We start from the raw sequence: 24,435 nt of genomic DNA on the forward strand, positions 1-24,435 counted from the left end.
GATAAATCCGCCAGGCACCTAGCCGCTGAACAAGTCGGCGAAGTCGTTGGCGATCGACTGGAACGCGCTCATCATGCTCATCAGTTCGAACCCGATGGCCGTGGGGATCAGTCCAGCGTCGGCCGCGATCGGCATTCCGATGGCGTTCGTCAGTGTGGTCAGCAGGTCGTCGCCGTTGCCGAACGCGTTGAAGAACATGCTGATGTCGTAGGCGGGCATGGTGGTCAGCAAGGCGTTGATGATGTCTGCGGTCGGCAGCAGCACCGAATACAGCGTGGCGGCCGCGCCGGAGAAGGTGTTGACGACGTCGAGCAGACTGGGCAGCGAGAAGTCCATCCCCGAACCGAGCGCATCGGCCGGGCTCCCGAGCGACAGGTGCCCGAGGTCGTAGATGAAGTCGTCGAATCCGTGCTGCGCACCCTGCCACAGCGAGTTCAGCAGCGTCATGACGTCGATGTCCGGGAGCACGCCGTAAGTGGTGAGCAGATTGGCCGGGCCCTGGTCCCAGCCGCCATGGGTCAATTCGCCGCCGACGTAGGTGTCGACGTTGCCGTAGCCCAGGTCGACCAGGATCCGGGTGACGGGCTCCAGCAGGTCATACAGCGGCTCGCCGAGCACCGGGATTCCGAGCAGCGGCTGCAGCAGCGGCAGGATCTCCGTCGGGATCATGTAGTAGTCGGTGTTGAGCGCAGCCGAGGCGCCGTCGGGCAGTGTCAAAGGCCCGTCGTAGTTGGTGGAGCCCAGCAACAGCTGTGCACTGTCGATGGAGTCCGGCCGGGTGTAGCCGGGGCCGTGTACCAGCGCGATTCCCAGCACGGCGTTGAGCACTGAGAGGAAGTTCAGCGGATAGCGCGGGAAGTCGGAGAATCCGTCGTATTCCGCGACGTAGATGTCGGTCGCGTAGGGGGTGTCGGGCGTGGCGCCGTAGAAGTCGATGCCCATCGACGGGATATACAGCGGGACTTCGGGAACGGCGAAGCGCGACAGCAGGCCACCGTTGGGGAACATCTCATTGGCGATCAAGACGAACGACAATTGGTCGGCGTCGGGGGCGTTGCCGGAAGCGAGCAGGTGGTTCATCTCAATCGAGGAGAGGACGGCGCTCTGCGAGACGCCGTAGACCACCACATTGTCGCCGGCCTCGATGCGGTCGCGGAGAGTCGAGTCGAGCATCCGCACACCCTGATCGACCGAGGTGTCCAGCGGCAGGCTCTTGACGCCGGTACCCGGGTACAGGCCTTCGGGCGTGAAGACGCCCTGCACGGTGTAGCCGTCGTATCCGAGGTGCGAGAGGTATTGATCGGCCCAGTGAAAGTCCCATGTCCCCGGGATGGGGGTGCCGCTGCCGCCCATGACCAGGGCCACGTTGTCGAGGAGCGTCACGTCGGCGACCATCGTGCGTGCCCCAGAAGAGGCCGCCAAGGCCGGCGTCATGATCGGCGAGGCAACCACCGCGGCGGTGCTGGTCACAGCCACCGCCGCAACGCCCAGCGAGTGGAACATGGGCCTTACCTTCATGGCGACCTCCGACAGCGAGCGCGGGACTGCTTATTGCTTGCAGCACATTAACGCTTACATGATGAAAACCTGAAGTAACTCTGAATAACTCAAACTTTCTACTGTAGAAATCTCCGCCGAACAGGGCTTTTCCCTCGACATCTCACCCTAAGCCGACTTATGTTGCTAGCCGTGCGCATACCCGGAGGAAACGTCAAGGTTTGACCGGCCGGCCCCAGACAGTCCCGCCGCCGGGTTTCAGGCCGGCTTCACCTGGACGTCGACGGTGGTGGCGCCAGGATCGGCGGCAATGATCAGCACCGAGGATCCCGGCCCCGACACCACGTGCCCGCCGATGACATCCACCTGGTAGCCGTTCGGGTACTGCAGAGCCGGCATCACAATCCGGGTCTGCGCGTCGGCGGCGAAGCTGCCCGAACCATCAGCCATCGCAGTTGAGTAGTTGAAGTGGAAGATGCCAGAACCATCCGAGCTGAACGACCAGGCGTTCGGGACTCCGGCGATCGTCTGCGGGTACGGCTCGGCCAGCGCTGCGAGTTTGGCGGCGTCGACGTTGTCGCCGACCGGCGGCAGATTGGTGTCGAAGACCAGCGCCTGGCCCTCCGGTGAGCTGCTGGCGACGTCACCGCCGGTATAGGCCCACTCCAGCCAGCCGTACCGGAAGGGATTGGTGTGCGCCAGCGTGTTGGCGATGACACCGGCGTTGGCGGTGGCACCGAACTCGGTCATCAGTGCCGGAATATTGTGCGAGTCGGCATATGTCGCAGCGTTGTTCAACAGGATGTCGAAATTCAGCCCGCAGCCGAAGTCGATTTCGAAGACCGAATTCGCCAGGCAGTAGTTGTGGAACGCGAAGATCCCGTGCGGATCGTCCACGGCGTCCAGCGAAGTCGGTATCGCCGTGTTGAACAGGAAGGTCGGCTCAAACAGCACCGGGGTGTTGGGGTCGACGGAGCGAATCGCCGCGGCCATCTGGTTGTAGAACGGCGTCAGGGTCTGGGCATCGAAGTGTGGGCTGCCCAGCACGCCCGACAGCCACGGCGAGCCCGGCCACGGCTCGTTGATGATGCCGTAGCCGGCCACACTGGCATCGTCCTTGAAGTAGTCGGCGACGTACTGCCAGGAACGCGCGTAGTGGTTGGCCAGACCGATGCCGTCCTCGGCTTTGGCGTTGGACCAGAACGCATCCCAGGCATGCAGCTGCGCGGGGTTGAACAGGTAGGTGCCGATCTGACCCACGTCGGGGTTGGGCAACCCACCGGTCAGCACCGCCCACTCCGGCGCGCCGTCGCCGCCGAAGCCGGCGCTGTAGAAGTCCTGGTGGAAGTCGAGGATGCTGTAAATGCCATGGTCGGACAGGGTTTGCACGGTCTGCTTGATCGCGGCGAGGTAATCGGGGTCGAATACGCCGGGCTGCGGCTCCACGCCCGCCCAGAGCACGCCTACCCGGACGGCATTGAAGCCGTTGGCGGCCAGGAACGCGGCGTCATCGTCGCCGAACCCGTCGGCGCCCGGGGTATACGGCGCGATCTTGTAGACCTGGTTGAGCCCGTGCAGGATCACCACCCTGCCTTCGCTGTCGGTGATCCAGGCGCCGGTGGTGGACAGGCCGGTGTAGGGGCCGCTGGCCGGGGCACCGGCCAGAGTGCCGAAATGCCCGACCGCACCGTGGATGCCGAACATGCCGGCCGCGCCGCCGGCACCGCCCAGCGCCGGCAAGCTTCCGGCGCCGCCATAGACCCCGTTGCCCGCGTCCCCACCGGTCCCGCCGACGCCGATCAACCAGCCGCCGGCACCGCCGTCTCCCCCATTGCCGCCGAGACCGCCCTCACCGCCGTCGCCGCCGGCACCGCCGTTTCCGAACATGCCCGCCGCTCCCCCGGCCCCTCCGCCACCGACTGCGGTGTTGTCCCAGCCGGCGCCGCCATCGCCGAACAGCCAGCCCGCGTCACCGCCGTCGGGATGCGCCTCGGTTCCCGCCGTACCGTCGGCGATCATCGCACCCCAGCCCAGCGCCCTACTGAGGTCGTTGAGCCCGTCCAGGATTGGCGTGTGACCGGTGCTGTGGATCCAGCTTTCGATGCCGGAGTGCAGCGGCGTGTAGATGAGCTGCTGCAACCACATCGTCGCATCGGCCGCTCCCTCGCTCGGCGCGGCGGACAACCCGGCGAGGACGTCGTTCCAGTGCTCCGGATCGAAGAATGCGTCCCAGGCCGCCGGGCTCGACAGCGCGGACCAGTCCACGCTGTGGGTGTCCGCACCCACGAACGGTGCCATCACCTGCTCAAGCATGTCGCCGATCACGTCGGCGCCCGCCGGGACCGGCACGGCCACACCGGCCACCAGAGCCGAACCCACTGCGGCGCCCAGCCGACGATTCAACTTCCCACTACGACGTCGAGCCATCTGGCGTGGACCTCTTTCGCGTCCCCACAAAGCTGAGCATTGGATGTGTTTACCATGAACGATTCCAACAACCTAGCGGGCTGAGCCCCGATTTCGGCCCAAAGTCCCGAAATTGCGGCGTTGGCCCGGGCGAGACAGCGCCGTAGGCAAACCGTGACCCGGCCGACTCGCCGGTGTTACCGCTTTGATGCAGGATTTCAACAAGAACGTTCGGACAAATCTCGGGCACCGCTCGGCGCCGAACCAAGACGAGGGGGATGCATGCGAGGCTTCATGAGCAAGACGGGCGCGGGGGCGGGCTTAGTAGGCCTGATCGCCACCACGGGGTTGGCGGCACCGGCGCAGGCGAGCCCGGTGGACTCCTCGTTCCTGTCCGATCTGGCCGGGGCCGGCATCCCGGTCGCCGACCCCGCCGCAACGGCTGCCCTCGGCCAATCCGTCTGCCCGATGCTGACCGAGCCGGCCGGCACCGCCGCAGCTGTGGCGGCCCCGGTCACCGGCCTGGGCGGCGGGCCCAGCATGTCGCCCCAGATGGCGCAGCTGTTCACCGAGATCGCCGTGCAAATCTACTGCCCGCAGATGCTGTCGCAACTGGCCAGCGGCCAGATGCCGGATCTGCCGCAGATCCCGGGGATGTCGGTCGGGATCCCCGGCTTGTCGGGTGGAATCCCAGCCATTCCGGCTATTCCCGGGTTTTAGGAGCCCGTCGCGGCGCCGGGTTTGAGGTAGCTGACCAGGCTGACGTCGAGGACTTCGTCGATGAAGTAGTACTCGCAGCCGCGTAAGTACTTCAGGTAGCGCTGGTATACCTCGTCGGACTGAATCTCGATGGCCTTTTCCTTGTTGGCTTCCAACGCATCGGCCCAGACCTGCAGGGTCTTGATGTAGTGCGGCCGCAGCGAAAGCGCTTCTGGAACAGAAAAACCGGCCTTCTGGCCGTGCTCAACCATCATGTCGGTGGTGGGCAGTCGGCCGCCGGGGAAGATCTCGGTGAGGATGAACTTGATGAAGCGGGCGGTCTCGAACGTCAGCTTCTTGCCGCGCGCATTCAGATCGTAGGGATGGTAGCTGACGCTGCTCTGGATCGTCATTCGCCCGTCCGTGGGCATGATGTCGAAACACCGTACGAAGAAGTCGTCGTAGCGCTCGTGCCCGAAATGCTCGAACGCCTCAATAGAAACGATTCGGTCGACCGGCTGATCGAACTCTTCCCACCCGTGCAGCAGTATTCGGCGCTCACGATCGGTAGCGATGGTGTCCAGTAGCCGCTGCGCGTAGGCATGTTGATTCTTCGACAGGGTGAGCCCGATGACGTTGACGTCGTAGCGCTCGATCGCCCGCTTCATCGTGGAACCCCAACCGCAGCCGATGTCGAGCAGCGTCATTCCGGGCTGCAGGTCGAGCTTGTCGAGATTGAGATCGATCTTGGCGATCTGGGCCTGTTCCAGTGACAGCTCCGGCGGCTCGAAATAGGCACAGCTGTAAGTGCGGGTCGGATCCTGGAACAGCGCGAAGAAGTCGTCGGAGAGGTCGTAGTGAGCTTGGACGTCGGCGAAATGCGGCCGTAAGGTCCTGGCGGCCGGAGTATCAGTCATCGCCAGGCCTACTTCTGCAAGGTGTACTGGTTGACGTCGATGTAGCCGGTGCGGAATCCGTTGGCGCACCCGGTCAGGTAATGCATGTAGCGGTCATAGACCTCTTGGCCCTGGATCTCGATCGCCTTGTCTTTGTTGCCTTCCAGCGCCGCCGCCCAGCAGTCGAGGGTCCTGGCGTAATGGGGCTGCAGCGAGTGCCTTCGGGTCAGAGTGAAACCCGCTCGGGCCGAATGCTCTTCAACCATCTCGATGGTGGGTAGCCGCCCGCCGGGGAAAATCTCGGTGGCGATGAACTTGATGAACCGGGCCATCGCGAAGGTCAGCGGCATGCCACGGTCGGCCATCTGCGGCAGCGTCAACCCGGAGATGGTGTGTAGCAGCATCACGCCGTCGGGCGGCAGAACGGCGTGGGCCATGGTGAAGAAGTCCTCGTAGCGCTCATGACCGAAGTGCTCGAAGGCGCCGATGGACACAATCCGATCGACCGGTTCGCCGAAGTTCTCCCAACCCTCCAATAGCACCCGCTTGGTGCGCTGACTGTCCATGCCGGCGAACATGGCCTCCACGTGGACGGCCTGGTTCTTGCTCAACGTCAGGCCGATGACGTTGACGTCATGGGCTTCGACGGCGCGCCGCATGGTGGCCCCCCAGCCGCAGCCGATGTCGAGCAGCGTCATGCCGGGCTGCAGGCCCAGCTTGCCCAGCGCAAGGTCGATCTTGGCGATCTGGGCTTGCTCGAGCGTCATGTCGTCGCGTTCGAAGTAGGCGCAGCTGTAGGTCTGGGTCGGGTCGAGGAAGAGCTGGAAGAACTCGTCGGACAGGTCGTAGTGCGCCTGCACGTCTTTGAAATGCGGTGTTAGGTTTTTCGGCATGACAATGTGCTCTCGGCTGGGGCCGAGAGCACCCCCCCTTCTAGTACTTTCCGAACGCGAGGGCCACGTTGTGGCCACCGAATCCGAAGGAATTGCTGATCGCGTATCGGTAGTCCCCCACCCGTACGTCACCGGCCACGACATCCAGGTCGATCTCTGGATCGATGCGGTGCAGGTTCAGCGTCGGCGGGACTACGCCGTCCCGCAGCGCCAGCACTGTCAGAATCGCCTCCACGGCACCGACCGCCCCGACCGAATGACCGAGAGCGGATTTCGGTGCATACACCGCGGCGAGGTGCCCGCCCATGGCGTTGTTGATTGCCTGGGCCTCGGCCAGATCGCCGATCCTGGTTCCGGTGGCGTGTGCGTTGATGTGGTCGATGTCGGTCGGAGCCAGGCCCGCAAGATCGATCGCTCGGGTCATCGCGTAGCCCGCGCGCTCGCCCTGCGGATCGGGCGCCACGATGTGGTGGCCGTCCGAGGTGATTCCGGCGCCCATCAGCCGGCCGAGAATGGTTGCGCCCCGCGCCTTTGCGTGCTCAAGAGTCTCGATGACGAGCAACGCGCCGGCCTCGCCGAATACAAAACCGCTGCGGTCGGCGTCGAACGGCCGGCACGCGCCGGTCGGGTCGTCGTTGTGAGTGGACAACACGATGCGCATCGCGGCGAATCCCGCGATGGGAACCGCTTCGATCTTGGTCTCGACACCGCCGCAGATTGCGATGTCAGCCTCGTCGTAGACGATGTTGCGCCAGGCTTGCGCGATCCCCTCGGCGCCGGACGCGCACGCCGAGATCGGGGTGAAGACACCTGCTTTGGCGCCACGCTCCAGACCCACGGCAGCGGCCGCCGCGTTGGGCATGTACTTCTGCACGCCTAGCGGCGAGACCGCCTTCATACCGCGTTCCACCATGCCTTGGTAACCCCAGACCAGCTCCTCCGGGGAGCCGAGCCCGGTGCCGATCGAGACCAGCAATCTGCGTGGATCCACCTCTGGCGAACCGGCATTCGCCCAGACCCGACGGCCCAGGATGACCGCCATCTTCTGCAGGTACGACAGCCGGTGCAGTTCCTTGCGGTTCAGCTCGTGGTCGAAGTCCTCGAGCAGATGCCCGCCGATACGCACCGGGAGATCGAACCGCTCGACGAAGGGGTCTTCGAGCTTACGGATGCCGCTTTGTCCGTCCAGCAGTTTCTTCCAGGTGTCCTCGGCGTCCGTCGCCAGCGCCGTCGTCATCGCGACACCCGTGACCACTACCTCGGGGAGGCCATTCCCGGTGGAAAGCCGAGTCCCTCTGGCCATGTCCGCACCTCGCTTCCGGGCCACTACTTAGTCAGGATGAACTGCCCGACATTGCTGATCCCTCGTTCGAAGAGGTCTGCGCAGCCGGTCAGATAGCGCAGGTAGCGCTCGTACACTTCCTCGGACTGGACGGCGACGGCGCGTTCACGGTTGTGGCGCAGATTATCCGCCCACATGTCCAGGGTCCGGATGTAGTGCTCCGGCATCAAAAAGGCGTCCTGGATATGGAATCCGGCGCCTTGCGAGTACTGGTAGATGTCGTCGCGACCCGCCATCTCCCCACCGGGAAAGATCTCCTTGCCGAGGAATCGGACGAAGCGCAGATCGCTCATCGTCACCTTGATGCCATGCTCACGCCAATAGGTCTGCGGGTAGGTGAATATGCTGTGGAACAACATTCGACCGTCGTCGGGCAGAATGTCGTAGGCGCGTTCGAAGAACGCGGCGTAGCGAGCCTTCTTGAACGCGTCGAACGCTTCGATGGTGAAGATCCGATCAACCTTCTCGTCGAATTCTTCCCACCCCTGCAGGCGCGCCTCCGCACGGCGCTCGGTACCGATCCTCGCCAGAGTGGCCGCGCTGCGCGCGCAGTGGTTGCGACTGAGCGTGATTCCGATGACGTTGACGTCGAACTCCGTCACCGCCCGGACCAGTCCCGCTCCCCACCCGCAACCAACGTCCAACACCGTCATTCCCGGCTCGAGGTTGAGCTTGCGCAATGCCAAGTCATACTTGGCGTTCTGCGCCTCTTCCAGCGTCATGTCGTCGCGCTCGAAGTACGCACAGGTGTACGCCATCGTCGGATCGAGGAACAGCGCGAAGAAATCATCGGAGATGTCATATGCCGCTTGAGACTCTTCGTAGTACGGCTTGAGATCAGTCATCTGTGTCACCATGTCCTCGAAAGTCGCTTACGCCATTGCCTTTTCCATCGTGAACTGGCAGACGTCGGTGTAACCGTCACGGAACAGCTCCCGGCAACCCGTCAGGTACTTCAAGAACGTTTCGTAGGTCTGCTCGCCCTTGAGCTCGACCGCCTGGTCTTTGTGCGCTTCAAGTGCCTTGGCCCAGGTGTCCAGCGTGCGTACATAGTTCGACCCGATCAACTGGTGACGAGTGATCGAGAAACCGCAGCGGGTCGCGTGCTCGTCGACGATGGAGATCTGCGGCAACCGGCCCCCGGGATAGATCTCGGTCAGGATGAAATGGATGAAGCGCAGCAGCGACATCGTCTTTTTCAGCCCCCGCCGTTCGCCCTCTTCGGCGGTGGGCACCACGATCGAATGCAGCAGCATCACGCCGTCGTCGGGCAGCACGCGGTGGCACATGGTGAAGAAGTCGTCGTAGCGCTCATAGGTCCCGACGCCATCGGCGAAGTGCTCAAAGGCGCCGAGCGACACGATGCGGTCCACCGGTTCGTCGAATTCCTCCCAGCCCTGAAGTCGCACCTGCTTGGAGCGCGGGCTGGCCATCTCGGCGAATTTCTGTTCGCAATGAACCACTTGGTTTTCACTCAGCGTCAGCCCGATGACGTTGACGTCGTACCTCTCGACGGCTCGCCGCATGGTGGAGCCCCAACCGGACCCGACGTCGAGCAGCGTCATCCCGGGCTGCAGTCCCAACTTGCCCAACGCCAAGTCCACCTTGGCCATCTGAGCCTGTTCGAGCGTCATATCGTCGCGCTCGAAGTAGGCGCAGCTGTAAGTCATGGTCGGATCCAGCCACAGCCGGAAGAATTCGTTGGACCGGTCGTAGTGCGACCGGATGTGGTCGACATCCGGAATCAGCTCGACGTCGCTCATCTGTTCCTCCGCTGCACAAAGCGACTTCAAAGGCGTCCGTCATCTCGACGACGCGGCAACTCACGCCGTGTTCCCGGGTGATCGAACGATTCCCGAGCTGCGCTTTACACGACCAGCTGTCGTCAAAGGGACTGTTTGTGCGATGAATTCATTGCGGGCACAGCCCCTCCCCGACACAGCCGGCCCGCACCGGCCGACCGGACAACGTGTTCCCCCAGAACAGAGCCATCAAACACGGCAGCCGATCCGATTGGGAGACGGGCGAATCCGCGCGGTCGCACGGCCGAAATATTGTCGGGCCGGTCAAAAATGACTAGCTGGTCCCCAGCGGGTCGATCGTCGCGGCCACATAGAGCATCACCGTCGCTGCGGTCGTCATCGTCGCGAAGTCCAGCCCCCGCTCGCGCAGCACCAGCAGCCCGGCCCGGTCCTCGGTCAGCACCAGGCGCAGCGCGGCCGCCACCCCGGTTCCGATCCCGATCAGCAGCGCGCCGCGCCGCCAGAAGTTCGCCCCGGCCAGCACGAATGCCGCCGTGAAGATCAGCCCGACCAGCAGGATCGGCCACTGCGCGGCGATCACCCGGCGGACATCGGCGAGGGTCACAGCGTGCTCTCGACTCTTTCCACAACGTTGGTCAACAGGAACGCCCGAGTCAGCGGACCCACCCCGCCGGGGTTGGGCGACACGTGGCCGGCCACCTCCCACACGTCGGGATGCACGTCGCCGACCAGTCCGGCGTCGGTACGCGATACCCCGACGTCGACGATGGCCGCACCCGGACGCACCATGTCGGCGGTGAGCATGTGCGGCACGCCGACCGCGGCGACGATGATGTTCCCCTGGCGGGTCAGCTCAGCCAGATCGCGGGTCCCGGTGTGGCACAGCGTGACGGTGGCGTTCTCCGACCGGCGGGTCAACAGCAGTCCCAGCGGGCGCCCGACCGTCACACCACGTCCGATCACCACGACATGGGCGCCCGCAATCGGCACCTCATAGCGGCGCAGCAGGTGCACGATGCCGCGCGGGGTGCAGGGCAGCGCCGCCGGGGTGCCCAGCACCAGCCGACCCAGGTTGGTCGGATGTAGCCCGTCGGCGTCCTTGGCCGGGTCGACACGCTCGAGGGCGGCGTTCTCGTCCAGATGTTTGGGCAGCGGCAGTTGCACGATGTAGCCGGTGCAGTCATCGTTGGCGTTCAGCTCGTCGATGGTGTCGTTGAGCTGCGCCGGACTGCAGTCCGCGGGCAGGTCGCGGCGGATCGAGGTGATGCCGACCTTGGCGCAGTCGGCATGCTTGCCACGCACGTAGGCATGCGACCCGGGGTCGTCTCCGACCAGAATGGTGCCCAGACCAGGCGTGCGGCCAGCGGCGGACAACGCTGCCACCCGTGCCTGAAGGTCGACGAAGATCTCGTCGCGCGTGGCCTTGCCGTCCAACGTAATCGCACCCACGCGGACAGTCTGGCATGCCACCCGCAGTTCCAACGATGACGATCCGTCATTAGGCTCCCGCTATGGGAGTTCCCGACGTCTTCAGCCCTGCCAAACTCGGCCCGATCACGTTGCGCAACCGGATCATCAAGGCCGCGACGTTCGAGAACCGCACGCCTGACGCACTGGCCTCCGACGATCTCATCGAGTATCACCGGTTGCCGGCCGCCGGCGGGGTGGGCATGACCACCGTGGCCTACTGCGCGGTCTCCCAGGGCGGGCGCACTTCCAACGACGGGCTGTGGATGCGCCCGGAGGCAGTCGCCGGGCTGCGCCGGCTCACTGATGCGGTGCACGCCGAGGGAGCCTTGGTCAGCGCTCAGATCGGCCATGCCGGCCCGGTCGCCGACGCGCGCTCTAACAAGGCCCGCGCCCTGGCCCCGGTGCGGTTCTTCAACCCGATCGGCATGCGTTTCGCCAAGAAGGCCACCCGCGACGACATCGACCAAGTCATCGCCCAGCACGCCGACGCCGCCCGCTACGCCGTGGACGCCGGGTTCGATGCCGTCGAGATCCATCTCGGCCACAACTACCTGGCGAGTTCCTTTCTGAGCCCGCTGATCAACCGTCGCACCGACGAGTTCGGGGGATCGCTGGCCAACCGCGCGAAGGTGGCCCGCGGCATCGTGGCGGCCGTGCATCGCGCGGTCGGCGGACAGATCGCGGTGACGGCCAAACTGAACATGGCCGACGGAGTTCGCGGCGGTATCAACCTGGACGAGTCGCTGACCACCGCCAAGTGGCTGCAGGACGACGGCGGCCTGGACGCGCTGGAGCTCACGGCCGGCAGCTCGCTGGTCAACCCGATGTACCTGTTCCGCGGGCACGCCCCGGTGAAAGAATTCGCGAGCGTCTTCCCCCCGCCGTTGAGCTGGGGCATGCGGATGACCGGCAACAGATTCCTGCGCGAATACCCCTACACCGACGCCTACCTGCTGGACAACGCCCGACTGTTCCGCGCCGAGTTGTCGATGCCGCTGATCCTTTTGGGCGGCGTCACCAACCGCGCGACGATGGATCAGGCGATGGCCGAGGGATTCGAGTTCGTCGCAATGGCCCGGGCGTTGCTGGCCGAACCGGACCTGGTCAACCGGATCGCTGAGGACTCGACGACGCTGTCGGAGTGCACGCACTGTAACCAGTGCATGCCGACGATCTACCGACGCACGCACTGCGTCGTTACGGGCGCACCGGACGCAACTCGCTAGAGTTGACTCGATGAGTCACCCAGCCCCGCCGGTGCTGACCGTCCGTCATGACGGGTCGCAAGGCACGTTCTCCGCAGGCCACGACGTGGTCATCGGACGCGACCTGCGGGCCGACGTCCGCATCCCGCATCCCCTGGTCTCGCGGGCTCATCTGCTGCTGCGCTTCGAGCAGGGCCGGTGGTTGGGGATCGACAACGGCTCCCTGAACGGCATCTACGTCAACGGCCAGCGGGTGCCCGTCGTCGACATTCGCGACGGACAGGCCGTCAACCTCGGCAACCCGGACGGACCGCGGGTCGCCTTTGAGGTGGGCCGACACCAGGGTCAGGCCGGCCGGCCGCCCCAGACCGTCTCGATCCAGTTGCCGCAGCCCGGCCAGCCAGGAATCGCACGTCCGAGCCGGCCGCCACAGCCGTCGGGCTGGCCGTCTCCACCCGAACCCGCGGCGTATGCGGATCCGCGGTCGGCCGGGCACCCCGGCGTGCAGCAGCCCTACCGGCCGCAATCCGGCCCGGCGCCCCATCCACCGTCTGCCCCGCTCCGGCCGCCGGCGTATCAGCCCGGGCCCGCCCCCGACGCGGCGCTGCGCCCCGGCTATCAACCTCCCGCACCCCCGGTGGCTCCCGCTGAGGTATTCCCCCCGCACCAGCCCGCCACCCGGATGGCACCGGTGTCGGCGACGCCGCCCGAAGTCGGCAACATCGCCACCCGCATGATCGACATCCTGCGGCCGGCCTCCAGCTCCGCGCCGGACGCACCGGTCGGGGCTCTCACCATCGGCCGTGCCACCGACAACGACGTGGTGATCTCCGACGTGCTGGCTTCCCGCCACCACGCCATGCTGATCCCCACGCCGCTGGGCACCGAGATCCGCGACAGCCGAAGCATCAACGGCACCTTCGTCAACGGCGTCCGGATCGGTTCGGCGATCCTGTCCGAAGGCGACCTGGTCACGATCGGCAACGTCGACCTGGAATTCACCGGCGGCACCCTGCTGCGCCGCACCGAAGCCGCCACCCGCACCGGAGGGCTGGAAGTTCGCGATGTCTGCTTCGACGTCGAGGGCGGCAAGCGGCTGCTCAACAACATCTCGCTGACCGCCCGGCCGGGCACCCTGACCGCGATCATCGGCGGCTCGGGCGCCGGCAAGACGACGCTGTCGCGGCTGATCGCCGGCTACACCCGGCCCACCGCCGGCTCGGTCACCTTCGAGGGCCACAACATCCACACCGAGTACGCCTCGTTGCGCAGCCGGATCGGGATGGTGCCCCAGGACGACGTGGTACACCGGCAACTGACCGTCAACCAGGCCCTGGGATACGCCGCCGAACTGCGGCTGCCGCCGGACAGCAGCAAAGCCGACCGGGACAAGGCCGTCGCGCAGGTCCTCGAGGAACTCGAGTTGACCAAGCACGCCGACACTCGGGTGGACAAGCTCTCCGGTGGCCAGCGCAAGCGCGCCTCAGTGGCCTTGGAGCTGCTGACCGGGCCGTCGCTGTTGATCCTCGACGAGCCAACCTCGGGCCTGGACCCGGCGCTGGACCGCCAGGTGATGCTGATGCTGCGCGGACTGGCCGACGCCGGCCGGGTGGTACTGGTGGTCACCCACTCGGTGTCCTACCTCGACGTGTGCGACCAGATCCTGTTGGTAGCTCCTGGCGGCAAGACCGCGTTCTGCGGACCGCCCAAAGAGGTATTCCCGGCCATGGGGGCCGACAACTACGCCGACATCTTCGCCAACGTCGGCGCCGACCCGGACGAAGCCAACCGCCGCTTCCTCGAACGCGGCGGCGGCGGCCCGCAGGGCGCGGCTGCTGCCGTCCCGTCGACCCCGCCCGCCGACTTGGGCAGTCCGCCGGCGGAAAGCCTGCGCAAACAGCTGTCGACCATCGCGCGTCGCCAAGTCCGGCTCATCGTCTCCGACCGGGGCTATTCGGTCTTTTTGGCGATACTCCCCTTTATTGTGGGCGCGCTGTCGCTGACCGTGAAGGGCAACGGGGGGCTCGGGATGCCGGGGCCCGATGCCCCGACCGAGCCGCAGTACATCATGGTGCTGCTCATCATCGGCGCGGTCTTCATGGGAACTGCGCTGACGATTCGAGATCTCATCGGCGAACGCCCGATCTTCAAACGAGAACAGGCCGTGGGTCTGTCCACCGTGGCCTACCTGCTGGCCAAGATCACGGTGTTCTGCGCGTTCGCCACCGCGCAGGGAGCAATCGCCACCATCATCGTGATTCTGGGCAAGGGCGGGCCGACTCAGGGCGCCGTGATGTTCGGCAGCGCGAATTTCGACCTGTTCCTCGCCGTGGCCGGGACCTGTGTGGCCTCCGCGGTGCTGGGGTTGGCACTGTCGGCGTTCGCGCAATCCAACGAGCAGATCATGCCGATGCTGGTGGTCTCGATCATGTCGCAGCTGGTGCTGGCCGGCGGCATGATCCCGGTGACCGGGCGCGCCGGGCTGGCGGAGGCCGCCTGGGTGACGCCGGGCCGGTGGGGATATGCCGCGGGCGCGTCGGCGATCGACTTCAACAAGCTGGTCAACGTGCCGCAGATCCCCAAAGACCACCTGTGGGACCACACCAAGGGCATCTATCTGCTCGACATGGGGATGCTGGCGCTGCTGTCGCTGTTCTACACCGTGCTGGTGTGGTGGAAGATCCGGCTCAAGCGCTAGCCGTGCCGCACACTCAACGCCGTCAACGCACAATGAACGCTGGCCGATAGTCGCGGGACTGCAGTGCCTGACACACCCGCCACACGATCTCGGGAGCATGGTCGCCGGCTACCACCCGGATGACGATCCAGCCCATCCGGGCCAGCGTCTCAAGCCGGATGATGTCCTTGCGCCACTGCAGGCTGTCGACCTGATGATGTTCGCCGTCGTACTCAGCGGCCACCATGACGTCCGGCCACCCCATATCCAGGTAATAAGTGACATCGGCGGTCGGAACCGGGATCTGAGTCCGCTCCGGGGGCAACCCGGCGTCGGTCAACAGTAGCCGCAGGTAGGTCTCCCGGGGAGACTCCGCACCCCGGTCGACCAGACCCAACGCCCAGTCCAACTGCCGCAGCCCACGCATGCGGGGATGACGCAGGGCCAGCGCCGCGACGGCGGCGACATCAAGACGAGTCGCCCGGGCCAACGCATCGAGCCGCGCGACCGCTGGCCGTGGCCTTTCGTGGCGGCCGATGTCGAAGGCGGTGCGCTCGGGGGTGGTGACGAGCATGCCGCTGTCCTGGCCGGTCAACGTCTGTACCTCGTCGTCAAGCAGGGTCTCGCGCCGGCTGATCACGCCGTCCGGCGAACGCGGGTTCGCATGCACCAGCTCGACCGGCACGTCGTCGTCAACCCATCTGGTTCCGTGCAGCGCCGCGGCCGCCGCACCGGCGACGATGCCGTGCCGCCCTGACCACAGCCACGCCGCGATGGTGCGCTCACCGAGCCGCAACGACGCCTGCGCGGGTACGTACACGTTCGGGTGCGCGGCCCGATAGTGGGTCCGCAGCCCGTGCCGGTTCAGCCGTCCGGCCGCCAGTGCCTCACTGCCAATGAACGGTTGTCCCTCCACGATCGATGAGCCTCGCCGTGTCGGGCAACCAGCGCCATTCAGCTATCCACAGGTGATCGAGTGTGCGGCGACGTCGTTGAGTGTGCGGTGAGGTCGGCAGCGGCGAGACTGTGTGTCGTGCTGGCGTCAGCGCTCGTCGGATTCACTGTCCAGGCGCAGCCCGTGGGCGGCCGCGTAGGTCAGCGCCTGGGCGATGTCGATCCGCGCGCCGGTCAGCGACGCGGTGGTCCACAGCGTGGGGTCGACCCGCGCGCCACGCAGGTCCGCCTCGTCCAGCCGGGTGCCGATAGTCCGGGCGCCGCTCAGGTCGGCGCCCCGCAGCACCGCTTTGCGCAGGTCTGCCTCCACCAGGTTGGCCTCTCGCAGCCGGCAACCGCTCAGGTCCACCGCCCGCAGGTCACTGCCACCGAGCCCGGCCAGGGTGAAGTCCACCTCCTCGAACACCAGCGGCCGCATCCGGCACTGCACGAATTGGGAGCCGAGCATGCTGCACTGGACGAACTCGGAATGCCACAGCGAGGCCCGCTCGAAGCGACAGTTGCGGAAGGCCGATCCGCGGTGCACCGACTCGCCGAGGTCGGCACCGGTGAAGTCGCACTCGTCGAACACCACCCGCTCGGTGCGCAGCCGCGACAGGTCCGCATCGCGAAAGTCGTGACCGGTGAACTCGCGCCCGGTCCACTCTTGTGTGTCGCTCAAGCCTGCGGCGCCAGCGTGGACAGCGCGTATTCGCTGATCGCGATGAGCGCGTCGCGGGCCGACCGGGGGTCGCGGGCGTCGACGGCGATCACCGGAATGTGTTCGGCCAGAGCCAGGGCCTTGCGCACCGCGGCGACCGGATAACGCGGTGCACCGTCGAACTCGTTGACCGCGATCAGGAAAGGCAGATTGCGGTGCTCGAAGAAGTCCACCGCGGCGAAGCTGTCCTGCAGTCGGCGGCAGTCGACCAGGACGATCGCACCGATCGCACCGCGCACCAGGTCGTCCCACATGAACCAGAACCGCCGCTGGCCCGGCGTACCGAATAGGTAGAGCACCAAGTCGTCGGCCAGCGTGATGCGGCCGAAGTCCATCGCCACCGTGGTGGTCCGCTTGTCGGGGGTGGCCTCTAGCACGTCGACACCGGCCGAGGCATCGGTGACCAGCGCTTCGGTGCGCAACGGCATGATCTCTGAGACCGTCCCGACGAAGGTGGTCTTGCCGACCCCGAATCCGCCGGCAATGACGATCTTCGTCGAGGCCGAGTCTCGCGGAGGAGCTACGGACCTGTCGGAGGGCCTATCCGAGCGCTCGTAGGCCACGAAGGGTCCTTCCTATCAGGTCTCGGCGTTCGTCCCGGGTCGATGTCTCGGTCAGTGTGGCACGCACTCGAAGGTATCCCGACGTGACCAGATCACCCACCAGCACCCGCGCGACACCCAGCGGCAGGTTCAGCCGGGCAGAAATCTCGGCGACCGACGGCGCGCCCTGACACAGTTCGACGATCCGCCCGCGCGGATCGCTGACCGGCCATTGGTTGGGCTGGGCTACCCGCAGGGCCTGCACCGGGGCCTCCAGCGGCAACGGCACGTCGGTGTGCGTTCGACCGGCGGTCAGCGTGTACGGGCGGACCAGATTTGCCTCAGCCTCCAGGTTCTCTGTGACCTCGGGCGGCTGCGGGCGCGACCAACGCTCGGGCATGTCCATCGCCATTCACCGGCACCTCACGAGTGGCCGCCCCGCGACGGCGCCGACCGGCGCGCCGATGAGACCACCGCTCCGACTCGTTCCACCAGAACCGCCATCTCGTACCCGATCTGGCCGATATCGCAGGACGTGCTCGCCAACGTCGCCAGGTGCGAGCCGTCTCCGACTCGCATCAGCAGCAGGTAGCCGTGCTCCATCTCCACCACCGACTGCAGGACCCGGCCACCTTCGAACAACTGCGACGCCCCGGTCGCCAGGCTGGCCAATCCGGACGCCACCGCGGCCAGCTGGTCGGCCCGCTCGGTGGGCAGGTGCTCGCTGGCCGCCACCGTCAGACCGTCGACCGACACCAGCACCGCATGCGACACCCCGGGCACCTCGCGTGCGAAATTGGAGACCAGCCAGTCCAACGAGCTTTCGGCGGTACGGCGCTGCGCGGTGGGATCGGTTGGGAAAGTCATTACTGGTTCTGTCCCTGGTCGGTGTCGAGGCTATTTTCTGGGCCCTTTTCTGGGCCCTTTTCTGGGCCCTTTGCCAAGCCGCCTTCTAGGCCGATTTCTCGGGCGTGCGATCGTGCGGCGTGCACTCCGCCGAAGTGACTGCTGATCGAAGTGCGGATCGCCGCGGGATCCCGTTCCAGTGGCTCGGGGGCGGGCTGGGGCGGTACGCCGTTGGATGTTACCGGCTGTTCTGAGTCAGCCGAACCGTGCGCCGCGGCATGGGGGTCTTCGTCTGCCGGCGCCTCTGCCGCGGCTGAGCCGGGCACCAGCCGGGCGCCGGGCTCGCGGACCGGCAGGCCGTGCTCGGTGTGAGCGAGCACCGGCACGTTTTCCGCTTCCGCGGCTACCGACCAACCGCGGTCCCAGACCGACTGCCAGTCCAGATCGGCGCGCAGGCTGGGCTCGTTGGGGTCGTTGCCCACCGACTCCGAGAGCATCCGCTGGTAGATCGAGTCGGTTTCGGACTCGGGCTCGGGCTCGGGAGCTGCCGTGGCGACTCGGGCACGCGCCGCGAAATAGCCCGAGGTATCAATGGGAGCAAACTTCTCGGCCACCGGTTCAGCGGCCCGCTGCGGGTCCGGGGTCGGTGCTTCCGGCTGCCGAACGCCCGGCTGCTCGGCTTCCCACCACGGTTGCGGCAACTCGCGGCGTACCCGCTCGGGGGCCGTCGGCGGCTGCGACGGTTGTTCAGAGGGCACGCCGGTGATGCCGCTGGACCCCGGGGTGCGTCGCGGCAGCAGCGAGACGACGGGACCGGGTTCGGCAGGCTCGGCGTCCTCGTAGGGCGCATACGACTGGTAGGGCTCGGGCTCATATTCGTATGGTTCGGCTTCATCCCGCTGCGGTGCGGGCTGCGCCTGCTCGGCGGGAGCGAAGTCGGCCTGGGCGGGCGGCGCGAGTGCCGGCGACTCCTCGAACGACCTGACGGTCAGCAGGTGCGGCGGCAGATACACCTCGGCGGTGATGCCACGAGATCCTTGCGAGGCCGGGAACAGCCGGACCTCGATTTCGTGGCGAGCGGCCAGTCGAGAGATCACGAACAGACCCATGTGCCGGGCGTTCTCCGGACTGAACTCGCCGCCGGCCGCCAGGCGCATGTTGGCCATCCGCAGGTCGGCGTCGGTCATCCCCAAGCCGGCGTCGACGACCTCGACCACTACCCCGCCGTCGTTCTCGAAACCGGCGACCACCCGCACCGGCTCCGTCGGCGCCGAATAGCGCAGGGCATTGTCGATCAGTTCCGCGAGCAGGTGTATGCAGTCCGCGCCGGCGGCGCCGATCACGGTGGTGTCGGGCACCAGGACGGTCTGCACCCGGTCGTAGCCCTCCACCTCCGAGGCGGCCGCGCTGATCAGGGTCGCCAGCGGAACCGGCCGGCCCCGCTCATGCGGCACCCGCGCACCGGCCAGCACCAGCAGGTTCGCGCCGTTGCGCCGCATCCGGGCGGCCAGGTGGTCCAGCCGGAACAGGCTCTCGAGTCGATCCGGGTCGTCCTCATTGCGCTCCAGCCGGTCGATGAGCGCCAACTGCTGATCGACCAGGGACCGGTTGCGCCGCGACATCGTCTCGAACATCTCGTTGACCAGGCGCCGAAGCCGTGCCTCATCACCGGCGAGCAGCAGCGCCTGGGCGTGCAGCTCGTCGACGGCGTGGGCGACCTGCCCGACCTCCTCGGTGGTGTACACCGGCAGCGGGTCGGGGTCGCGGTCTGAACCGGGTACACCGGCACGCAACCGGGTGATCTCCTGTTCGAGGTCGACGTGGGCGACCTGCAAGGCGCTGTCGCGCAGGGTCCGCAGTGGCCGCACCAACGAGCGTGCCACCAGCCACACCGCCAACAAGGTGGCGGTGATCGCGGCCAGCACCAGCACGATGTCGCGGAGGGCGGCAGCGCGCCGGTCCGCGGCACGGTCTTCCACCGCCGCGGTGACTGCCCCGGTGTTCTCGCTGATGAGCTGGGCGGCGATCTGGTCGGTGGTACGGATGGAGTCGCGCAGCACCGGGTTATTGGGCAGCACCTGCTCCGGGTCGGACATGATCGACATCCGGGTCACCAGCTGCTGTTGCAGCGATTTGGCGTCCGGGGAGTCCACCCCGAGCACCTCGCTCATCCCGAACAGCGTCGACGGCTCGGTACCGGCCAAGGTCATCATCGAGCTGCGCAGCTCCGGATCGGGAAGCTCGCCACCCCGATTCACCAGCAGTTCCTGCATCATCATCTGGCCCCGCGCGCCGACGGCACGGCTCAAGCCCTCGGTCTGCGCCCGGATCCGCTCGCTGTCCACCCGCACCGACCCGTTGATGGCGTCCTCGGCGGTCAGCAGGATCGGCGCATAGCCGGTCACCTCGTCGCGCAGGCCGACCCCGGTGGTCGAGACCGAACTCAGCAACCCCTGGCCGCGTTCGATCAGCGACTCCACTCCGGACCGCACATCGGTCGCCACATCGGTGTGCGACAGCCGAGACTGCAGCTCGTACTTGCGGTTCTCGAAGTTCTTCCGGGCACCTTCGGCATCGCCGTCAGAGGAGGCGGCCACCAGCGCGTCGCCCAACGCCGACATGTAATTGGTGATCGCCGGAATCATCTCGGCGCGGTCGGCGACCAGCCGAAGCCGGTTGGCCTCGGTGAGCGCATTGGAGACACGCAGCCCGCCGAACAGCCCGGCCAGCGCCAGCGGCAGCAGTGCGATCGCCAGCACTTTCCACCGAACCGGCCAGTTGCGCACCGACCACCGCGACGGACGTTTGACCGCCGCGGCGTCCGGCTCCTCGTCCCGGTCGACTGGGTCTTCTACGGCCGGGTCCACCCCGTCCGGGTGGTCGAAGAGCGTCACCAGTCAGCGGCCGGCTCACCGACCGCTCGGCTGAAATTCACCGTTTGCGCCTCATTCATCGGACTTTCCAGAACCTGGTACCCGCACCGCGGGTTGCGGTGTGGTGCCGGTCTTGAATCAGGGTATGGGACCGGTCTTGAATCAGACGGTCCACCTAGATCGGCAATTCGACGAGTATGACAGTCGCCACGCGGCATGACCAGAGCCTTTATCGAAAAGGCACAGCTCCCGAGACCGGATCGTGCCCTCAGAAGGCGGGCACGACACCCCCCGGCGTGGTCGTTGATTGCCGCAATGTCAATAGCAGACGGTGCTTCGTGGGCAAACTACGATGCGTAGCCAAGACGCCATCTGTATCGAGTAATTCATAAAAGTCGGGACCAGTGAATTCGTCGCCTGCGTGCGCGGTGCGGACAGCTCACGGTCGACACTCTCGCCAGCCTCGACCCGGCGCCGGGAGAGTGGCCGCCGTCGTGATCATCACGTCGGTCAGCGACACCGCGGGGTCGTGAGGCAGGGCGGGAGCCCGCCCTGGGTGAGCCTCGGCGTTACTGCTCGACTTTGCTTTCGAGGTTCTTCACCGCAGCGGGGTCGTTCTCGGTCATGCCGATCTTGGCGGCACCGCCGGGAGAGCCGAGTTCGGCGAAGAAATCCGCGTTGTTCTGCGTGAAGACGCTCCACTCTTCGGGCACGTCATCCTCGTAATAGATGGCCTCGACCGGGCAGACCGGCTCACACGCGCCACAGTCGACGCACTCGTCGGGCTGGATGTAGAGCATCCGAGCTCCCTCGTAAATGCAGTCGACGGGGCATTCTTCGGTGCACGCCTTGTCTTTGACGTCGACGCAGGGCTGAGCAATCACGTAAGCCATCAGAGTTCTCCTCGAGTCTCGATTGTCCCGGGATGCGCCTCCGGGAGTGGAGTCACGGCGAATCCGACACGTAGTAGATCCGGTACGGTCGGCAACTTAACGCGCGGCCGCCCCTCCCGCTCGCCGGCAGCCCGCTCGTGCCGGTCGATGGCAAGCCAGTGCTCGGCCCTGACGAGCCCGGGCTGGCGTTCGGCCAGCCAATCCGCGGGATCGCCACCTGAGTCGACGGGAGCGACCGTCGCCAGGTCGGCCAGCAGAGAATCCACGGTTTCCTGGGAGTCCTTCTTGTTCGTACCGATCACCCCGCTGGGGCCGCGCTTGATCCATCCGGCGACGAATTCATTACGGCTGCCGGCTACCCGCCCGGCAGTGTTGGGGATTGTCCCGCTTCGCTCGTCGTACGGCAGGCCCGCGATCGGGGTGCCACGGTAACCCACCGCACGCACCACGAACTGTGCGGGCAGGGTCTCTCTGGCACCGGTGTCCTTGGCGGTGAGCCGGCCGCTGGCGTCCATGACCAACTCGTTAGTCCCCAAAACGATGTTCTCCACTTTGCCGGATCCGGTGATCTCGATCGGCGACGTGAAAAACTTGAAGACGATCCGGCGGTGGCCGGGGCGCGGTGTACGACTTGCGTAGTCACGCAACAGCTTCAAATTCTGCCGGACCGACTTGCTCGCCGCAGCGATATCCTCGTCGGTGATGCCGTCGAGTTGCGCGGGATCGACCACGACGTCGACGCCCTCAAGCTCGCCCAGTTCACGCAGCTCCAGGTTGGTGAATGCGCTCTGTAACGGCCCCCGCCGACCGATGATCACGACCTCGTCGATTCCACACGGGCGCAACGCCTGCAGTGCATGATCTGCGATGTCGGTCGCGGCAAGCGCCTCGGGATCCGTCACCATCATCCGGGCGGCGTCGAGTGCGACATTGCCGTTGCCGACCACTATCGCCCTCCCCCGCGACAACTTGGGAGACAACATCGCACACGACGGATGCGCGTTGTACCAGCCGACGAAGTCGACCGCAGACACGCTGCCCAACAAGTCTTCACCGGGGATGTTCAACGGCCTATCGGCTTGCGCTCCAACGGCGTAAATTACCGCATCATAGTGCTCCGCCAGCTCGTCGGCCTCAATGTCGCGTCCCACCATGACGTTACCGAACAGTCGGAATCGCTGGTCCTCGGCGGTCTTCTCGAATTGTGCGGTCACCGACTTGATCTTGGGATGGTCGGGCGCCACACCGGAACGTACCAGGCCCCATGGGGTCGGTAACATCTCCAGTACATCCACGCGCACGTCGAACTCGTCCGACGCGTCGGCAGCATTGAGCAACGCCGACGCCGCGAAGAATGCCGACGGCCCGGAGCCCACGATGGCAACGCGGTAGTGACGCATGATCAATTACCTCTGAACCGGCACGAAGCCGGTGTCTTCGGGGACGTCAAATGTGTCATACCTGCGATGATTCCCCGTGCCGAACGCTCCCGGTAGCGGTCGACGCCTTGTGAAGTCACAAACTTCCGTTGTGGCCGGTCTTCGCGGGGTGACGGCAGCGCGAAGTTCGCGAGATTACTTCGAAAGTGGTCGGGGTGTCCTGCATACGGTGCCGTATCGACTGCGCCGTCAACGATCTTGTGCTTTCATCGGGCATGCCGCTCAGTTCCCGCATGCCTGAGCTCAGCGCGTTCGAAATCTTTCTGGCACTGGCCCAGACGGGCAGCCAAGGCGGCGCGGCGCGCCAACTCGGAATAACCCAGCAAGCCGTCTCGACGCGCCTCGCCTCCATGGAAGCCCAGATCGGCGCACGACTGGCCGTACGCACGACACGCGGCTCCCAGCTGACTCCAGCCGGCGACCTTGTCGCCGAGTGGGCGGCACGCCTGTTGGACCTCGCCAATGAGGTCGATACCGGGCTCCGATCACTTCGTGCCGAGGCCCGTCAGCGCATACGAATCGTGGCCAGCCAGACCATCGCCGAACAACTCATGCCCAACTGGCTGGTGTCATTGCAGACCGCCGCCGACCAGCAGGACCGGCCCGCCATGCAGGTAACGTTGACCGCCACCAACAGCGAACACGCGGTCATCGCGGTGCGTGACGGCGATGCGGACTTGGGGTTTATCGAAAGCCCGAGTTTGCCAACGGGATTGGGAAGCTGCGTGGTAGGCAGGGACGAACTGGTGGTGGTGGTTCCGGCGCGGCACAAATGGACTCGACGGCCGCAGGGTGTCAGTGCTGCCGAAGTGGCTCAGACACCGTTGGTGACGCGCGAGCCGCACTCCGGTATACGCGAGTCGCTTACCGTGGCCCTGCGCCGAACCCTGGGCCGCGACATGGAGCAGGCAGCCCCCGCCCTGGAGTTGTCCTCGGCAGCGGCCATGCGTGCTGCTGTTCTTGCCGGAGCGGGCCCAGCGGTGATGAGCCGGCTGGCGGTGGCCGACGATCTGGCGGCCGGCCGGTTGCATGCCGTCGCAGTCCCGGAGTTGGACCTGCGGCGCCAACTACGCGCCATCTGGATCGGCGGGCGAACACCACCCGCCGGTGCGGTACGCGATCTGCTGAGTCACATCAGCACCCATAGTCGAACGATGGCCCGATCCGGCCCCGCCGGACCCAGATCCTATCGAGGTTCGTCGACCCGGTGATCCGCCGGGAAGGGCGTCGGCGGCCCCAAGACCGGGGCTGGAATGGCGTGACCGCCGTGGCCCCGGGTCTCGCCAACCCGATCACGCCCTGCGCCACCACAGATCGCGGGAGTAGCCACAGGCGGCCCC

Annotated in this window: 21 protein-coding genes; 4 read left to right on the plus strand and 17 right to left on the minus strand. The window is 66.2% G+C overall.

The window, feature by feature from the left end; translation table 11 throughout:
• Positions 1-18: 18 nt before the first annotated feature.
• The gene (locus NM962_03170) at positions 19-1,518 is read right to left on the minus strand and encodes a PE-PPE domain-containing protein (GenBank protein ID UVO13167.1); all 1,500 of its coding nucleotides are present in this window, start codon (positions 1,516-1,518) and stop codon (positions 19-21) included.
• A 237-nt stretch (positions 1,519-1,755) separates the two neighbouring features.
• Complete coding sequence (locus tag NM962_03175; GenBank protein ID UVO13168.1) at positions 1,756-3,924, minus strand: cellulase family glycosylhydrolase; 2,169 nt, start codon at positions 3,922-3,924, stop codon at positions 1,756-1,758.
• 273 nt (positions 3,925-4,197) lie between these two features.
• Here NM962_03175 and NM962_03180 point away from each other — a divergent pair, with 273 nt between their 5' ends.
• Positions 4,198-4,623, plus strand: a complete 426-nt coding sequence (locus tag NM962_03180) for a DUF732 domain-containing protein (protein UVO13169.1) — start codon at positions 4,198-4,200, stop codon at positions 4,621-4,623.
• On the opposite strand, the gene NM962_03185 is transcribed toward NM962_03180, so the two are convergent.
• The 7 genes from NM962_03185 to NM962_03215 form a co-directional block, all read right to left on the minus strand.
• Positions 4,620-5,519: a cyclopropane mycolic acid synthase family methyltransferase gene (locus NM962_03185; GenBank protein UVO13170.1), complete on the minus strand. Its 900-nt coding sequence runs from the start codon at positions 5,517-5,519 to the stop codon at positions 4,620-4,622. The genes NM962_03180 and NM962_03185 overlap by 4 nt on opposite strands.
• Before the next feature lie 8 nt (positions 5,520-5,527).
• Positions 5,528-6,391, minus strand: coding sequence for a cyclopropane mycolic acid synthase family methyltransferase (locus tag NM962_03190; protein ID UVO13171.1), 864 nt, complete (start codon positions 6,389-6,391; stop codon positions 5,528-5,530).
• 40 nt (positions 6,392-6,431) lie between these two features.
• A complete protein-coding gene (kasB, locus tag NM962_03195) occupies positions 6,432-7,694 on the minus strand; it encodes a 3-oxoacyl-ACP synthase KasB (GenBank protein UVO13172.1) in 1,263 nt (420 codons plus the stop codon).
• Positions 7,695-7,717: 23 nt separating this feature from the next.
• Positions 7,718-8,578 (minus strand): cyclopropane mycolic acid synthase family methyltransferase, encoded by an 861-nt coding sequence (locus NM962_03200; GenBank protein UVO13173.1) that lies wholly within the window; start codon positions 8,576-8,578, stop codon positions 7,718-7,720.
• Between the two features lie 27 nt (positions 8,579-8,605).
• Positions 8,606-9,496, minus strand: coding sequence for a cyclopropane mycolic acid synthase family methyltransferase (locus tag NM962_03205; GenBank protein UVO13174.1), 891 nt, complete (start codon positions 9,494-9,496; stop codon positions 8,606-8,608).
• A 313-nt stretch (positions 9,497-9,809) separates the two neighbouring features.
• Positions 9,810-10,100, minus strand: a complete 291-nt coding sequence (locus tag NM962_03210; protein UVO13175.1) for a DUF3017 domain-containing protein — start codon at positions 10,098-10,100, stop codon at positions 9,810-9,812.
• Positions 10,097-10,945, minus strand: a complete 849-nt coding sequence (locus NM962_03215) for a bifunctional methylenetetrahydrofolate dehydrogenase/methenyltetrahydrofolate cyclohydrolase (protein UVO13176.1) — start codon at positions 10,943-10,945, stop codon at positions 10,097-10,099. The genes NM962_03210 and NM962_03215 overlap by 4 nt, the downstream gene beginning before the upstream one ends.
• Positions 10,946-11,007: 62 nt before the next feature.
• Here NM962_03215 and NM962_03220 point away from each other — a divergent pair, with 62 nt between their 5' ends.
• Entirely contained in the window at positions 11,008-12,192 is a 1,185-nt protein-coding gene (locus NM962_03220; protein UVO13177.1) for an NADH:flavin oxidoreductase, read from the plus strand.
• Between the two features lie 10 nt (positions 12,193-12,202).
• A complete protein-coding gene (locus NM962_03225) occupies positions 12,203-14,869 on the plus strand; it encodes an ATP-binding cassette domain-containing protein (GenBank protein UVO13178.1) in 2,667 nt (888 codons plus the stop codon).
• 22 nt (positions 14,870-14,891) lie between these two features.
• Here the strand turns inward: NM962_03225 and NM962_03230 are convergent, their stop codons facing one another.
• The 8 genes from NM962_03230 to NM962_03265 all read right to left on the minus strand — a co-directional run bounded on the left by NM962_03230 (position 14,892) and on the right by NM962_03265 (position 23,056).
• Positions 14,892-15,764: a hypothetical protein gene (locus tag NM962_03230; GenBank protein ID UVO13179.1), complete on the minus strand. Its 873-nt coding sequence runs from the start codon at positions 15,762-15,764 to the stop codon at positions 14,892-14,894.
• 126 nt (positions 15,765-15,890) lie between these two features.
• A complete protein-coding gene (locus NM962_03235; GenBank protein UVO13180.1) occupies positions 15,891-16,463 on the minus strand; it encodes a pentapeptide repeat-containing protein in 573 nt (190 codons plus the stop codon).
• Entirely contained in the window at positions 16,460-17,065 is a 606-nt protein-coding gene (locus NM962_03240) for an ATP/GTP-binding protein (GenBank protein UVO13181.1), read from the minus strand. Before NM962_03240 ends, NM962_03235 begins: the two co-directional genes overlap by 4 nt.
• Positions 17,043-17,444, minus strand: coding sequence for a DUF742 domain-containing protein (locus NM962_03245; GenBank protein ID UVO14530.1), 402 nt, complete (start codon positions 17,442-17,444; stop codon positions 17,043-17,045). The genes NM962_03240 and NM962_03245 overlap by 23 nt, the downstream gene beginning before the upstream one ends.
• Before the next feature lie 23 nt (positions 17,445-17,467).
• Positions 17,468-17,911: a roadblock/LC7 domain-containing protein gene (locus tag NM962_03250; protein ID UVO13182.1), complete on the minus strand. Its 444-nt coding sequence runs from the start codon at positions 17,909-17,911 to the stop codon at positions 17,468-17,470.
• Positions 17,911-20,757 (minus strand): ATP-binding protein, encoded by a 2,847-nt coding sequence (locus tag NM962_03255; protein ID UVO14531.1) that lies wholly within the window; start codon positions 20,755-20,757, stop codon positions 17,911-17,913. The genes NM962_03250 and NM962_03255 overlap by 1 nt, the downstream gene beginning before the upstream one ends.
• Positions 20,758-21,332: 575 nt before the next feature.
• Positions 21,333-21,656 carry a ferredoxin family protein gene (locus NM962_03260; protein UVO13183.1) on the minus strand — a complete coding sequence of 108 codons (324 nt, stop codon included), beginning with the start codon at positions 21,654-21,656 and terminating at the stop codon, positions 21,333-21,335.
• Complete coding sequence (locus tag NM962_03265; protein UVO13184.1) at positions 21,656-23,056, minus strand: FAD-dependent oxidoreductase; 1,401 nt, start codon at positions 23,054-23,056, stop codon at positions 21,656-21,658. Before NM962_03265 ends, NM962_03260 begins: the two co-directional genes overlap by 1 nt.
• A gap of 254 nt (positions 23,057-23,310) precedes the next feature.
• Here NM962_03265 and NM962_03270 point away from each other — a divergent pair, with 254 nt between their 5' ends.
• Entirely contained in the window at positions 23,311-24,306 is a 996-nt protein-coding gene (locus NM962_03270) for a LysR family transcriptional regulator (GenBank protein ID UVO13185.1), read from the plus strand.
• The last annotated feature ends 129 nt before the right edge of the window (positions 24,307-24,435 follow it).

This window comes from Mycobacterium sp. SVM_VP21 (assembly GCA_024758765.1).
In the GTDB taxonomy this organism is placed as follows: Bacteria; Actinomycetota; Actinomycetes; order Mycobacteriales; family Mycobacteriaceae; genus Mycobacterium; species Mycobacterium heraklionense_C.

Bases quoted from the DNA above. Each gene is read 5' to 3' on its own strand.
- NM962_03170 (UVO13167.1), bottom strand. From the start codon at position 1,518: ATGAAGGTAAGGCCCATGTTCCACTCGCTGGGCGTTGCGGCGGTGGCT.
- NM962_03175 (UVO13168.1), bottom strand. From the start codon at position 3,924: ATGGCTCGACGTCGTAGTGGGAAGTTGAATCGTCGGCTGGGCGCCGCA.
- NM962_03180 (UVO13169.1), top strand. From the start codon at position 4,198: ATGAGCAAGACGGGCGCGGGGGCGGGCTTAGTAGGCCTGATCGCCACC.
- NM962_03185 (UVO13170.1), bottom strand. From the start codon at position 5,519: ATGACTGATACTCCGGCCGCCAGGACCTTACGGCCGCATTTCGCCGAC.
- NM962_03190 (UVO13171.1), bottom strand. From the start codon at position 6,391: ATGCCGAAAAACCTAACACCGCATTTCAAAGACGTGCAGGCGCACTAC.
- kasB (UVO13172.1), bottom strand. From the start codon at position 7,694: ATGGCCAGAGGGACTCGGCTTTCCACCGGGAATGGCCTCCCCGAGGTA.
- NM962_03200 (UVO13173.1), bottom strand. From the start codon at position 8,578: ATGACTGATCTCAAGCCGTACTACGAAGAGTCTCAAGCGGCATATGAC.
- NM962_03205 (UVO13174.1), bottom strand. From the start codon at position 9,496: ATGAGCGACGTCGAGCTGATTCCGGATGTCGACCACATCCGGTCGCAC.
- NM962_03220 (UVO13177.1), top strand. From the start codon at position 11,008: ATGGGAGTTCCCGACGTCTTCAGCCCTGCCAAACTCGGCCCGATCACG.
- NM962_03225 (UVO13178.1), top strand. From the start codon at position 12,203: ATGAGTCACCCAGCCCCGCCGGTGCTGACCGTCCGTCATGACGGGTCG.
- NM962_03245 (UVO14530.1), bottom strand. From the start codon at position 17,444: ATGCCCGAGCGTTGGTCGCGCCCGCAGCCGCCCGAGGTCACAGAGAAC.
- NM962_03250 (UVO13182.1), bottom strand. From the start codon at position 17,911: ATGACTTTCCCAACCGATCCCACCGCGCAGCGCCGTACCGCCGAAAGC.
- NM962_03260 (UVO13183.1), bottom strand. From the start codon at position 21,656: ATGGCTTACGTGATTGCTCAGCCCTGCGTCGACGTCAAAGACAAGGCG.
- NM962_03265 (UVO13184.1), bottom strand. From the start codon at position 23,056: ATGCGTCACTACCGCGTTGCCATCGTGGGCTCCGGGCCGTCGGCATTC.
- NM962_03270 (UVO13185.1), top strand. From the start codon at position 23,311: ATGCCGCTCAGTTCCCGCATGCCTGAGCTCAGCGCGTTCGAAATCTTT.